The 13,032-nt window shown below is 64.3% G+C and carries 12 protein-coding genes and 1 riboswitch; of the genes, 2 read left to right on the plus strand and 10 right to left on the minus strand.

Features of this window, described 5'->3' with window-relative positions; translation table 11 throughout:
* The first annotated feature begins 51 nt into the window (after positions 1–51).
* Positions 52–1,194: a cobalt-precorrin-5B (C(1))-methyltransferase gene (locus AC4CWF_RS00855; protein WP_491283262.1), complete on the plus strand. Its 1,143-nt coding sequence runs from the start codon at positions 52–54 to the stop codon at positions 1,192–1,194.
* On the opposite strand, the gene cobM is transcribed toward AC4CWF_RS00855, so the two are convergent.
* Genes cobM through cbiE form a run of 3 tightly spaced genes read right to left on the minus strand, consistent with a single transcriptional unit; the run spans position 1,137 to position 3,555 of the window.
* Entirely contained in the window at positions 1,137–1,922 is a 786-nt protein-coding gene (cobM, locus tag AC4CWF_RS00860) for a precorrin-4 C(11)-methyltransferase (RefSeq protein ID WP_491283263.1), read from the minus strand. The genes AC4CWF_RS00855 and cobM overlap by 58 nt on opposite strands.
* Positions 1,919–2,305, minus strand: a complete 387-nt coding sequence (locus AC4CWF_RS00865; RefSeq protein WP_491283264.1) for a cobalamin biosynthesis protein — start codon at positions 2,303–2,305, stop codon at positions 1,919–1,921. The genes cobM and AC4CWF_RS00865 overlap by 4 nt, the downstream gene beginning before the upstream one ends.
* Positions 2,302–3,555: a precorrin-6y C5,15-methyltransferase (decarboxylating) subunit CbiE gene (gene cbiE, locus AC4CWF_RS00870; protein WP_491283265.1), complete on the minus strand. Its 1,254-nt coding sequence runs from the start codon at positions 3,553–3,555 to the stop codon at positions 2,302–2,304. The genes AC4CWF_RS00865 and cbiE overlap by 4 nt, the downstream gene beginning before the upstream one ends.
* Between cbiE and AC4CWF_RS00875 the strand changes: the two genes are divergently transcribed.
* Positions 3,554–4,324, plus strand: coding sequence for a cobalt-precorrin-6A reductase (locus AC4CWF_RS00875; RefSeq protein ID WP_491283266.1), 771 nt, complete (start codon positions 3,554–3,556; stop codon positions 4,322–4,324). The two genes, cbiE and AC4CWF_RS00875, sit on opposite strands and share 2 nt — an antisense overlap.
* On the opposite strand, the gene AC4CWF_RS00880 is transcribed toward AC4CWF_RS00875, so the two are convergent.
* From AC4CWF_RS00880 to AC4CWF_RS00910, 7 genes are read right to left on the minus strand one after another with little or no spacing between them, the layout of a single operon-like run.
* Positions 4,288–5,070, minus strand: a complete 783-nt coding sequence (locus AC4CWF_RS00880; RefSeq protein WP_491283267.1) for a precorrin-3B C(17)-methyltransferase — start codon at positions 5,068–5,070, stop codon at positions 4,288–4,290. The two genes, AC4CWF_RS00875 and AC4CWF_RS00880, sit on opposite strands and share 37 nt — an antisense overlap.
* A complete protein-coding gene (locus AC4CWF_RS00885) occupies positions 5,067–5,807 on the minus strand; it encodes a precorrin-2 C(20)-methyltransferase (protein WP_491283268.1) in 741 nt (246 codons plus the stop codon). Before AC4CWF_RS00885 ends, AC4CWF_RS00880 begins: the two co-directional genes overlap by 4 nt.
* A complete protein-coding gene (locus AC4CWF_RS00890) occupies positions 5,804–6,436 on the minus strand; it encodes a precorrin-8X methylmutase (protein WP_491285126.1) in 633 nt (210 codons plus the stop codon). Before AC4CWF_RS00890 ends, AC4CWF_RS00885 begins: the two co-directional genes overlap by 4 nt.
* On the minus strand, positions 6,436–7,824 hold the full coding sequence (cobG, locus tag AC4CWF_RS00895) for a precorrin-3B synthase (RefSeq protein ID WP_491283269.1): 1,389 nt from the start codon (positions 7,822–7,824) through the stop codon (positions 6,436–6,438). Before cobG ends, AC4CWF_RS00890 begins: the two co-directional genes overlap by 1 nt.
* Positions 7,821–11,180 carry a cobaltochelatase subunit CobN gene (cobN, locus tag AC4CWF_RS00900; RefSeq protein ID WP_491283270.1) on the minus strand — a complete coding sequence of 1,120 codons (3,360 nt, stop codon included), beginning with the start codon at positions 11,178–11,180 and terminating at the stop codon, positions 7,821–7,823. Before cobN ends, cobG begins: the two co-directional genes overlap by 4 nt.
* On the minus strand, positions 11,180–12,217 hold the full coding sequence (cobW, locus tag AC4CWF_RS00905) for a cobalamin biosynthesis protein CobW (RefSeq protein WP_491283271.1): 1,038 nt from the start codon (positions 12,215–12,217) through the stop codon (positions 11,180–11,182). Before cobW ends, cobN begins: the two co-directional genes overlap by 1 nt.
* Before the next feature lie 11 nt (positions 12,218–12,228).
* Positions 12,229–12,654 (minus strand): DUF1636 family protein, encoded by a 426-nt coding sequence (locus AC4CWF_RS00910; RefSeq protein WP_491283272.1) that lies wholly within the window; start codon positions 12,652–12,654, stop codon positions 12,229–12,231.
* A 129-nt stretch (positions 12,655–12,783) separates the two neighbouring features.
* A riboswitch (cobalamin riboswitch) is annotated at positions 12,784–12,990 on the minus strand.
* Between the last annotated feature and the right edge of the window lie 42 nt (positions 12,991–13,032).

Below are 13,032 nucleotides of genomic sequence, written 5' to 3' on the forward strand. Positions count from 1 at the left end.
CGAAACCTTTTGCCGGTGACGGAACGAGGCGTCACCGCTATAGACGAAGGGATGGAGATCGATCCCAAAACCCTGCGCCGTGGCTGGACCACGGGAACCTGCGCGGCAGCGGCGGCCAAGGCCGCCTGTCTGGCGTTGATGGGAGAGGGGTTTCCGGATCTGGTGGAGATCACGCTGCCCGGCGGCCAGCGCCCCGGTTTTACGCTGGCGCTTGAAGAGGCTGGCGACGGTTTTGCCCGGGCCGGCATTATCAAGGATGCCGGCGACGACCCGGATGTCACCCATGGCGCCCTCATCGTCTGCACGCTGCGGCGCGGGCAGCAAGGGGCTGGCCTGCGGTTCCTGGCCGGTGAAGGTGTCGGCATGGTCACCCGCGCCGGTCTTGCGATCCCGCCCGGCGAACCCGCGATCAACCCGGTGCCGCGTCAGATGATTGCCGCCGCCCTTGCCGAAGTATCCCCGGATGTGGCCGACTTCGACGTGGAGATTTCCGTGCCCGGCGGCGCGGTTATGGCTGAGAAAACGCTGAACGGGCGGCTCGGCATTATCGGCGGGCTTTCCATTCTCGGCACCACCGGCATCGTCATTCCGTTTTCCTGCTCGGCCTGGATCCATTCCATCTGGCGTGGCATCGATGTGGCGCGCGCCGAGGGGCTGACCCATGTGGCCGGCGCCACCGGCATGACGTCCGAAAAGGCCGTGCAGGCGCATCACGGCCTGCCGGAAACGGCGCTTCTCGACATGGGCGATTTCGTTGGCGGCATGCTCAAATACCTGAAGAAACATCCGGTCGAACGGGTGACGGTTGCCGGCGGTGTTGCCAAGATGACGAAGCTCGCGCAGGGCATGCTCGATGTGCATTCCAAGCGCGGTCTTGCCGATCTCGAAGCGCTGGCCAGCCTGGCGCGCGAAGCGGGTGGCAGTGAAACGCTGGCGGACAAGATCCGTGCGGCCAATACGGTGGCCGAAGCTTTTCAGCTGGCGGAAGCGGAAATCCTGCCGCTCGGCGATCGTATTGCCGCCCTTGCCTGGAAAACGGCGGCGTCTGCTCTCGTCAACCCGGCCATCGCGCTTGAAATCCTGGTGTTCGACCGGGATGGCAGGCTGATGGGGCAAGCGCCGTTCACGCCGTCCGATCATGCCTCATCCTTGCCGCTGGCAATGATCTCGGGCGAGCGGAACCTGCGCACGTAATCGGTGCTGTAAAGCGCGCTCTCGCGAAAATCTTCCGCCCTCAGACCCGGGCCAACAAGGATCAGCGCCGTGCGCTCGATCGGGTCTGCGGCCACCTGTGCGGCAATATCGGCAAGCGTGCCGCGCAGGATCTTTTCGTCCGGCCAGCTTGCCTTGACGACGATGGCGACCGGGCAATCGGCGCCGTAAAAGGGCGTCAGTTCCGTCACCACCCGTTCCAGCGCGTGGATGGCCAGATGAATGGCAAGCGTTGCGCCGGTCGCAGCAAAGTTTGCCAGCGTTTCGCCCTCGGGCATTTTTGATGCACGGCCGGAAATGCGAGTGAGGATCAGGCTCTGGGCGACTTCGGGTATGGTGAGTTCGCGCTTCAATGCAGCAGCAGCAGCGGCAAAGGAGGGAACGCCGGGCGTCAACGTATAATCGATGCCCAGCCGGTCGAGCCTGCGCATCTGTTCGGCCACCGCACTCCAGACGGAGAGATCGCCCGAATGCAGCCGCGCCACATCCTCGCCCGCCTGATGGGCGCGCAGATATTCGGCCTCGATGTCTTCGAGCGACAGCGAGGCCGTATCGACGATGCGGGCACAAGGCGGGCAATAGGCCAGAAGTTCGCGCGGCACGATCGAGCCGGCATAAAGACAGACCGGCGAGCGGGCGATGATATCGCGCCCGCGCACCGTGATCAGGTCTGCCGCACCGGGGCCGGCGCCGATGAAGTGGACCGTCATGCAGCTTCCTCGACAATGGCGATGGCGCAGGTGACGCCCTGTGCCACATGGCGCGGCCCGACGAGGCGCCCGCTTTTTCCGGCAGCAGCAAGGGCTGCCGCCTCGCAGAAGCTTGGAATGCCGACATGCGCCATGCTGTGGGTGGAGAGCGTCAGCGTGCGCGGCGACACGTCCTCCATCTCCGGATCGGAGATGATGGTGAGGGAAATGCCAAGCTGTTCGGCGGCTTCCAGAAGCCCGGCTTCCTCCGCTTTTAGCGCGCCTGTGGCAAGCCTCTGCGGGCGTTCGCCGGCCCGGCCGCAGGCGGCGAGCGCTTCATTCAGAACGGCGAGAACCGTTTCTGCGGTGGTTCCCTTGCGGCATCCGATACCGGCTGCGATCATGTGGTCAACTCCTTCTTGATGAAAATCCATTGGGTCACGGGCATGGCCGCACGCCAGCCCGTCATGCGCCCGACCGGTTCGGCCCGATCGACGGATATGCGCGTCAGCGTGCCGCCAAGCCTTGCATGGGCTGCCAGCAGAACCTGCTCCATTTCCAGCGTCACGGCGTTCGCCACCAGCCGCCCGCCGATCTTCAGGGCAGAAAGCGCGGCTTCCAGCACTCCGTCGCCGCTGCCGCCACCGCCGATGAAAATGGCATCCGGCTGCGGCAGGCCGGCCAGCGCATCCGGCGCCTTGCCTTCCATCAGCCGAAGCCCGGGCACGCCAAAGCTTGCGGCATTGCGGCGAACGCGCGCTGCCCGTTCCCCGTGATGTTCGATGGCAATGGTGTGAAGGGAGGGATGCGCCAGCATCCATTCGATGCCGATGGAGCCGGAGCCCGCACCGATATCCCACAACAGTTCGCCGCGCCGGGGAGACAGCGCCGACAGCGTCATGGCACGGATTTCCCGTTTGGTGATCTGGCCGTCATGCTCGAACAGATCGTCGGAAAGCCCGAAGCCGAGCGGCAGAATTCTCGCTGCTGCATCCGCCTTCACCTCGATGGCCACGAGATTGAGCGGATCGATGTCGGTGAAGGCGAAGGCATGCGCGTCAACCGAACGGATTTTTTCTTGCGTTCCGCCCAGCGCCTCCAGTATCGTTAGTCGGCTATGCCCAAAACCACTTGTGCTTAGCAAGCCGGCCAGCGCTTGCGGCCCTGCGGCATCCGAGGTGAGGGCAAGGAGCTTTCGCCCCGGATGCAGAAGCGGGCGGATCAGGTCAAGCGGGCGGCCGTGCAGCGAAACGGTGTCCACATCCTGAAGCGCCCAGCCAAGCCGGGCAGCCGCCAGCGAAAAGGCCGACGGGGCGGGATAGGCGCGGAATTCGCCGGGTTGAAGATGCCGTGCAAGCGTAACGCCGACGCCGAAGAAAAACGGATCTCCAGATGCCAGTACGCAGGTTTTCAATCCGCGAAGGGCAAGCACATCCGCCATCGCCGCATCGAAAGGCTGCGGCCAGGGGCAGGCCTTGCCGGTGATGGCGTCGCGTGCGAGATCCAGATGCCGCCGCCCGCCGAATACGGTTTCAGCACTGGCAATTGCGGCCTTGGCATTGTCGCCAAGTCCGGCAAGGCCGTCTTCGCCGATGCCGACAATGGACAACCAGGGTGCTTGCGCTACAAGGGTTTTTTCCTGTTCAGGAGCCATGGCCTTGCACTCCATTCTCATTCTCGGCGGCACCACGGAGGCGCGCCAGCTTGCTGGAAAATTGGCGGCGTTCAACCGTTTCCGGCTGGAACTGTCGCTGGCCGGACGCACGAAAACGCCGGTCGAGCAGCCTGTTCCGGTGCGCACCGGCGGTTTTGGCGGCGCCGAAGGGTTGGCACACTATCTCGTTGAAAACCGATTCGACCTGATGATCGACGCCACCCATCCGTATGCCGCGGGCATCTCCGCCAATGCCGATAAGGCTTCCCGCATGGCCAAAATTCCTCTGGTTGCGCTTCGCCGGCCGGGCTGGGACAGGCTGCCCGGCGATCGCTGGCAGGAGGTGGAAAGCGTGGAACAGGCGGTGGCAAGTCTGGGGACCGCGCCGCGTTCTGCGTTTCTGGCGCTCGGCCGGCAGGAACTGCTGCCCTTCGAGGCCGCGCCGCAGCATCGGTATCTCGTGCGCAGCGTCGATGCGGTCGAGCCGCCGCTGGAGCTTCCCGATGTGCGCTACATCACCGCCCGCGGCCCGTTTGCTGAGGAGGATGAAATTACGCTGCTGCGCGACAATCTCGTTGAGGTGATCGTCTCGAAGAATTCCGGCGGTGCGGCAAGTTATGGCAAGATCGTTGCGGCACGAAAACTTGGCCTCGACGTCATCATGATCCGTCGCCCGGTTCTGCCGGATGTCTTTTCTTTCCAGACCGTGGAGGCACTTGCCGACCATGTCGCTCAGGCCTTTCCTGCCGACCAGCTGCGGGGCGAATAAACGAGCGACGCCTGCCCATCGCGGGCAATCAGCCGGGTTTCCACCGAGCCGACGATGATGCAGGTGGCCATGTCGGCCATGTCGGCGCGGGCATCGGCCAAAGGTTCGATGCGGATCTTTTCGTCGGGTCTTCCCGCCGCGCGGCCAAAAATCACCGGCACGGTGCCGGGCAGATGCGCGCGCAAAATGTCAAACGCTTCGCCCAGCTGGTGCGACCGCGCCTTGCTGACGGGGTTGTAGAAAGCCATGACGAAGCCGGCTTCTGCGGCAGCGATCAGCCGCTTTTCGATAACGCCCCACGGTTTCAGGTTGTCGGAGAGCGATATGGCGCAGAAATCGTGGCCAAGCGGTGCGCCGGCCTTGGCCGCCACCGCCAGCATGGCTGTGACGCCAGGCACCACGGAAAATTCCACCTGCCGAAAGGCGGGTGGCCCGGCTTCGATGGCCTCGCAGACGGCCGCCGCCATGGCAAACACGCCGGGATCTCCACCTGAGACCACGCAGACTTTTCCGCCGCTGGCGGCAAGCTCAAGCGCTGCGGCCGCGCGCGAAATTTCCTCGCGATTGTCCGAGGCGTGCCGGCGCTGGTGGGGGAGGAGCGTAAGACGTTCGACATAGGGGCCATAACCGAAAAAATCGGTGGCTTCTTCGCAGGCAGCAAGCGCTTCCGGGGTGACTTGAAGCGGGCTTCCCGGCCCAAGGCCGACGACGGTCAGCCGGCCGGTGGGGACAAGGTTTTCGCTCATGGCCTGCCTTTCCAGCCGGGCACCAGCACCAGCGAAAAATAGGGGGCCGGCAGCAGTTCGTCGCGCTCAACAAGCGGCATCGCGGCGCCATTTGCCATGGTACCACGCTCCACGTAAACGGCGCCTTCCAGCTTGCCGACGCAAGACAGCGCGCGGCGGATTTTTGGCAGGTTGCGGCCAACCTTCATGATGACGGCGCCATCTGTGCCGGCCAGCCGCTCTGCCAGCATCTCTTCGGAAAGCGTGCCTGGAAGCACGCTCAAAATATCGTCGCCCTGGACCAGCGGCAGGTTGGCCATCGACCAGCAGCCGGACATGGCGGTGACACCGGGAATGACTTCGGCCGGAAAATGCGGCGCAAGCCGCAGGTGCAGATGCATATAGGAGCCATAAAACAGCGGATCGCCCTCGCTCAGCACCGCAACGGTGCGCCCTGCCTGCAGGTGGAGGGCGATTTGGGAGGCCGATTCGTCGAAAAAACCGTCGATGGCGCTTTTGTAGCTTTCGCTGTCCTTATGCTCTTCCACCGTCACCGGATAGATAAGCGGCAGTTCGATCACATCGGCGCGCATATGGCCGTCAACGATGGTGCGTCCATTGCCACGCGCACCGCGCTTGGCAAAAAAGGCAACCACATCCGCTGCGTTGAGCGCCTTGACCGCCTTCAACGTCAACAGGTCCGGGTCTCCCGGACCGGTGCCGACGCCGATCAGTTTTCCGCTTGTAATCTCGCTCAAAGCCCGGCCCTCGCCAGTGCATTGACGGCGGCAGCTGTCATGGCCGAGCCGCCCATGCGGCCTTTCACGATGGCATAGGGAATGCCGAGCTTATGTTCTGCAAGCGCATCCTTGCTTTCGGCGGCGCCGACGAAGCCGACGGGCATGCCGATGATGGCGGCAGGACGGGGACAACCGCGATCGAGCATTTCCAAGAGATAAAACAGCGCCGTCGGGGCATTGCCGATGGCAACGATCGCGCCCTCCAGCTGGTCTGCCCAAAGCTCCAGTGCGGCCGCCGAACGGGTGTTGCCGATGCGTTTGGCAATATCAGGCGTCTGCGGGTCGCGCAGCGTGCAGATCACCTCGTTCTTGTTGGCAAGGCGGGCGCGTGTCACGCCGTGGGCCACCATCTGCGCATCGCAGAAGATCGGGCGCCCGGCAGAAAGCGCACCCCGTGCCGCCTCAACAAAGGTTGGCGAAAAGCGGAAATGCGCGGCAGCCTCCACCAGGCCGCAGGCATGGATCATGCGGATTGCGACGTCTGCCTCATCGGGCGAAAAGGCTGAGAGATCGGCTTCCTCGCGGATGATGGCGAAGGATTTGGCGTAGATCGCATCGCCGTCGCGAATATAGTCGTAGTCGGTCATCATCTACTTTCAGAAAGCGCCGCCGCAATCACCTGCGGATCAAGGCGGGCCAGACAGTCGCGGCTCGTCTCGGTGGGCTGGCGCTGAAGGCGCACCAGCCGGTCAAGTGCGGCAAGGGCTGCGGTTTCCGTGTGCGGGACAAGGGTTTTGAGCGGGGTATCGGCGGTTTTGCCCTCAAAAACAAGATGCGTGCCCGCCTCAGCGCCGACGAATGTCAACGTGGCGGGGCCCGGATGCGCGCAACCCTTGGCGCAGCCGGAAAGATGCAGGCGCACGGAGCCATCAAGCAGTGTTGAAGCCTCCCGCGCGGCAAAGCGGCCGGTTTCGTGGGTGAGGTAGCGGCCGGTGCGGCAGGCGGGTGCGCCGGGGCAGGCGGCAATTTCCGCTAGCGGATCACTGGCGCCGGTGATGAAGCCTGATTTTTCAGCGTGATCGAGCATCTGGATGCAAGCCTGTTCCGGCCCGGCAAACACCAGCGCATGATCAGGCGCAGGTTTCAGCCAGAGGATGCCGGCGTGCGTGGAAACCTCTGCCAAAGCCGCCAAACGCGCGGCATCCATCTGCCCGAATGGTAGCGCGATGCGCAGAGCGCAGAGGGGGGCGGCAAGCGGAAAAAGGCCGAAGGGTGACGGATGCGCAGGGTCGGCATTTGCGGTGTCCGGTGTCAGCCGCGATATCCGGTTCTGAATGCCAAGCTCCTGAATATCGGGATGCACAGGGTCAATATCGCGTCCGCGGGCTTTTGGGCCAAGCCGCACCAGATGCTCCAGAAGATCCTGGGTCACCTCGGCTGCATATTCATCAGCAACCAGCCCTAGCTTGCGGCCTGTCTCTGCCGTCCCGCCAAGCGTCAGCAACCAGTGGAGGGCGCCGTTTTGGCGCATCGCCGTCAGCCTGATATCGGCGAGCAGATGGTCGAGCCGGATCGTGCCACCGCCCTCCACCACCACGGAAAGTTTTGGCGCAAGGCGGTCCGCCAGAGGCCGGCCACGTGCGATGATCGCCTGTCCGAGCGGGCGCGGATCGGCAACTTCGAAAACATCTTCACCGGCAAGCGGAGACCATTCCACGGCAAGCCCTTCGCGCAGCGGCAGCGAAAGACCGCGCACCATCCGTTCCAGATCTGTGGCGGATTGCTCGCCAAGTCCGCGGATCTGCAGGTTGCCGCGCGCGGTGATATCGAGAATGCTATTGCCGTATTGGCGCGAGAGATCGCAGAGGTTGGACAACTGGTCGGGCCGGATGGGGGCTGCCAGCGCCACGCGGGTCAAAAGCCCGTCACCGGTCTGCATCGGGGCAGAGAGCGCCGGGCAGGCGCCACGAGCCAGGGGAGAGAAGGGCGCAAGGGAGGAAGGAAGCGTAAGGGAGCTGGCCGGTGCCGTCGTCATCGGCGCTGCCTTTCCCGCGCAAAGCCGCGCAGGGCTTCCAGTTCGCGGTCCACCGAATTGCGGCGCGGCTGCCAGAGACCGCGCCGGCGCGCCGACATCAGCCGGTCGGCTATGGCGCCGGCAGCTTCCGGGTTCTGGTCGAGCACGAAATCGCGCACCGTCTCGTCTGCCACATAGGCATCATAGACGGCCTCGATCAGCCCTTGCGGAACCGCTTGCGTGGTTTCGGCAAAACCGACGAGCCGGTCCACGGTTTCGGCAAATTCGGCGGCCCCGCGCGGGCCGTGGCGCATCTGGCCGGCGATGAAGCGCGGGTTGACGGCGCGGGCGCGCACCACGCGGGTGATCGCTTCCGTGATCGAACGGGCGCGTGGGCGCTGGGGGTCGGTGGTGTCGAGCGCAATCACATCCGCCTTGCCGCCAAGGGCTGCGACGGCTGCCGCAAAACCGCCGATGAAGGCGACATCGCCGGAGCCGTCGAGCAGGTCTCGGCCGGGGTCGTCACCGGTGTGGACGAGAAGGTCTGCGCTCCGCACGCGCTCTTCAAACAGCGCGCCGGCCTGCCGTTCCTCGCCATCAGGCCCGCCAAAGGCATGGCTGGTCATGGAAAGATAGGCGCGGCCGAGATCCTCGCGGTTGTCCCAGTCACCGGACGAAAGCTGTTCCTCGATGCCGGAACCATAGGTGCCGGGTGCAGAGCCGAAGATGCGGGCAGGGGCCGAGCCTTCGCCCATGGCCGTTTCTGCGAGCGGATTGTCGCCGCCTGCCTCATCGGTGCGGGCGGCAATTGCGCGCACTGCTGCATCGAGAAGCGCGATAAGGGCCGGAAACATATCGCGAAACAGGCCGGAAATACGGAATGTCACGTCAACGCGCGGCCGCCCGAGATGCGCCGGCGGCAGAACCTCGATGCCGGTCACGCGCCCCGTTGCCGGGTCCTGCACCGGGCGCGCGCCCATCAGTGCCAGCCCCTGCGCCACCTCCTCGCCGCCGCTTCGAAGCGTCGCACTGCCCCAGAGGTCGATGACGAGGCTTTTTGGCCAGTCGCCATAATCCTGCATGTAGCGTCGGATCACCTCGTCGGCGGCAAGTTTTCCAAGCTCGAAGGCGGTCGGCGTCGGCATGGTGCGCGGATCGGAGGCGTAGAGATTGCGGCCCGTCGGCAGCACGTCACGCCGGCCTCGCGCCGGCGCACCGGAAGGGCCGGGGCTGATATGGCGGCCATCCAGCGCATCCATCAGGCTCTGGCGCTCGCGCAAAACACTGTCGGTGCGCGCCGGGTCCGTCTCGCGCGCGTCTTCCTGGCCAAAGACATGCTGGCCGTCCTTGATGGCAAAGTCCTTGAGGTCGCAGAGAAACGCATCGATGCGCGACAGCGCGGTATCGGGATCGTCGGTGTGCGAAACGCCGGCCTCGCCGGCAAGGCCGGTTTCCTCTGCCGCCTCGATGATCAGTTTTGCCAGACGGTCTCGGCGGCGGCGATCCAGCCCGTCGGCCTGCGCATATTCATCGACCAGAAGTTCCAGCTTCTGCTGGGCCTCGGACAGCCCAGCTTCGGCAAGGATCGGCGGCAGATGGCCAAGGGTCAGCGCTGCAATCCGCCGTTTGGCAACCGCCGCCTCGCCGGGATTGGACACGATAAAGGGATAGATCACCGGCAGATGCCCGGTAACAAGGTCTGGAAAGCAGCTTTTCGTCAGCGCCACCGTCTTGCCCGGCAGCCATTCCAGCGTGCCATGGGCGCCAACATGCACGATGGCATGGGCCTTCAGATCGCGCTGCATCCAGGCTCCGAAGGCGATCAGCGCATGGCGCGGCGGGCGGGCCGGATCGTGATAATCGGTGCGCCGGTCAGCTTCGCGGCCGCGATCTGGTGCAAGGGCGACCGTGATATTGCCGAAACGGGCGGCGTGGAAGGAAAAGCCATCTGGCCCAAACGCTTCGTCCGCCTGCGGTTCGCCCCAGGTGGCGGTGACGGCATTTTTGGCGTCGTCCGGCAGGGTGGCGAGATAGCGCGCATAATCGTCGCGGGCGAGGTGCTGCGATCCGGTCAGGATCCGGTCCATCAGCGCCTTTGCCGTGTCGGGAATATCCGAAACGCCATATCCTTGCCCGGCTAACTGAATGAGCATCTGCCGCACGCTTTCCGGCACATCCAGACCGACCGCATAACCGGTGCGGCCGGCAGCGCCCGGATAATCCGGCATCAGGATGACGATCCGGCGCTCAGCCCGCGGCGTCTGCTGAAGCGCCAGATGCCGGGCGATGCGGTCTGCCACGGCCTCCACCCGGTCGGGCTCCGGGCGGTTGGCAAAGCCCGAAAAACCATAGGCCGTGTCGCCTTCGCGCTCGGCCTTGAAGGAGAGCACGCCGGCCAGTATGCGCCCATCCAGTTCCGGCAGCACCACATGCATGGCCAGATCCGAGGGTCCGAGCCCGCGCTGGCTGCCGATCCAGGCCTCGCGTTTTGTGGTGGCGATGACAGCCTGAAAAACCGGCACGCCGAGCCGGTCGAACAGGGTTTTTCCGTCCGGTTCCGCGTGGCTGGCAAAGGCTGTCGCGGTGATGATCGCGGCAGGCTCAAGGCGCGACAACGTCTCGTGGAGGAAGGTGAGGGTTCCCGCATCCTTCAGCCCCGGCACGAAGACAGGAAGCGGCGCAAAGCCGCGCGCGGCAAGCGCTTGCGACAGCGCATCGATGGGGGCGATATCGCCGGCAAGCAGCATGGAACGGTAAAACAGGAGCGGCAGGATTTTTTTGCCCGCCAAACCCTCCAGCGCCTCTGGAAGGGAGACCACGCCGTGGCCGGGCCGGTAAAAGCCAAGTTTTGGCACGGCCTCAGCCACCGGCCGCACGTCGCCTCGACCATCTGCCAGCGCGAAAAGACTTGTCGCCAGCCGGTCGAGATTGTCAGGCCCGCCCTCGCGGAAGAAGGCGAGGAGGCGGGTGATCTCGTCGGTGGATACGGTGGAGGCGGCCGTCAGGCGGTCGTCCGTCTCGCTGCATTCACCGGGCAGAAGAATGAGGGGAATTTTGTTCCGGCGCGCCAGATGCGAAAGCTCTTCGACCCCGTAACGCCAGCGGTCATAACCGCCGAGCACGCGCACCATCAGCACCCGTGCATGGCGGGCGACCTTGTCGATCCAGAGATCGACGGACATCGGGTGGCGCAGGTCTGAAAGCTGGGCAAGGCGCAGCGACAGGTCTGCGCGCGACAGCCTGTCCCAGGCGGATGCCATGCCGTTCAGGTCGCTGTCGGTAAAGGACAGCACCACCACATCGCCCGGCGTCTGGTTGAGATCGACCGGTTCGATCAGATCGTCGAGCGACGAGGATGTGGTGGCAAGGATGTGCATCAGGCCGCCAATATTTGTCCGATTCGGGCGGCATCGATGCCCTTTTCGCCGATCACGACAAGGCGCGAACGACGGTCTTCGCCGACACCCCAGGCGCGGTCAAAATAATGGTTCACGCGCGGGCCGACGGCCTGCACCAGAAGCCGCATAGGCTTGCCCTTTACTTCCACATAACCCTTGATGCGCAGTACCTTTTCGGCCGCCGTCACATCGGCAATGCGCCGGCTGAGGCTTTCGGGATCAGAAATTGCGGAGATATCAAGAACAAAGCTGTCGAAATCGTCGTGCTCGTGGTCCAGTTCATCATCGTGATGCGTCTTGCGGTTCTCGATGTCGTCCTCGACGGCAAGCCCGAGGCCGATGAACACGGCCGGATCGACCGCGCCCTTTTCAGAATTGACGATGCGCACCGCACGCGGCAGGTGGGCGCTCACATGGGCGCGGGCCTTTTCCAGATCGGCAGCGGAAAGAAGATCGGCCTTGGTGAGAATGACGAGATCGGCGCAGGCAATCTGGTCTTCGAACACTTCCTCGACGGGGTCGTCATGGTCGAGCGCGTCGTCGTTGACCCGCTGCGCCGCCAGTGCCTCCATGTCGTCGGCCACGCGGCCTTCGGCCAGCGCCAGCCCGTCCACAACGGCGATCACGCCATCCACGGTCACGCGGCTTTTGACGCTCGGCCACTGGAAGGCCTGGATCAGGGGCTTCGGCAGTGCAAGGCCGGAGGTTTCGATCAGGATATGATCCACCTTCGGTTCCATCGCCAGAATGCGGTCGATCGCCGGCACGAAATCATCGGCCACCGTGCAGCAGATGCAGCCGTTCGCCAGCTCAATGATGTTGTCTTCGGGGCAGTTTTCGATGCCGCAGCTTTTCAGGATCTCGCCATCGATGCCGACATCACCGAACTCGTTGACGATGATGGCAAGCCGCTTGCCCTTGATGTTCTGCAGCGCCTGGGCAAGCAGCGTGGTTTTGCCGGCGCCGAGAAAGCCGGTGACAACCGTGCAGGGAATGCGGGCGAGGGAAGAGGTCATGGGATCGTCCTTCAAGGCTTCTGGTTCTGGGATTGAACGGGCGGAAACGGCGGAATGCGGGCAATCATGCCGCGTTTCAGGCTGTCCGGGCGGCCTTTCCACGGCATCAGCCCATCGGCCGAGCCGGCAAGCAGGCGCGCGCCCATGAGAAGATCCTCGCCGCTCTCGGTGGTGAGATCACCGAAAATATAGCTCCAGCCGGTGCTGCTCTGGATGCTGGCGCTGAGGCCCCGCTTGCAATTGGCAAGGCAGGCAACACTCTTCACCTCGATGCCGGGTTCGTTATGGTGAGCAAGGTTTTGTGCCAGCACGGCGCCCTCACGGGGGGCTGCCGGGTCTTGCGTGGCGCTGCGGCAGGTTTCGCAGACATGCACGATAACCGCACGGACGGGGATATCCGCCGTCTCTGGACGCTCGTTTCGTGCTGATAAATCCACTGTCACCCCACCTTTACCGATGTGCCTGAACGGCCTGTCAAACGATAGCGGGGTGCAGACACGGAAGGCTGCCCTCGGCGCCCCCCTGTCTTTCGAAAACTATCCGTTCCGGAGCACCCCGCCCGGCTGGATCATCTGTCGTCAACGGCAGGTCTCCTGGCTCGCGGATCGTCGCCCGTGCGCCGCCTTCCCGAAGTTGCCTTCAGTGGCCTGATGCGCCGGACTACCCGCTTACAGTTGCGGGGGCAGCCGTGGTTTAGGTTTTTGAAAAACCGCACCACGTTCCCTCTTAGCTTTCCCCGTTGCCGGGAAAAGACCGTTGTCCCTGTCACTATGCGCTTAGCCGCTTGCGTGTCAATGGCAGCGCGCAAGGCATTG

The sequence above is a fragment of the Neorhizobium sp. PAMB6630 genome, assembly GCF_058242775.1.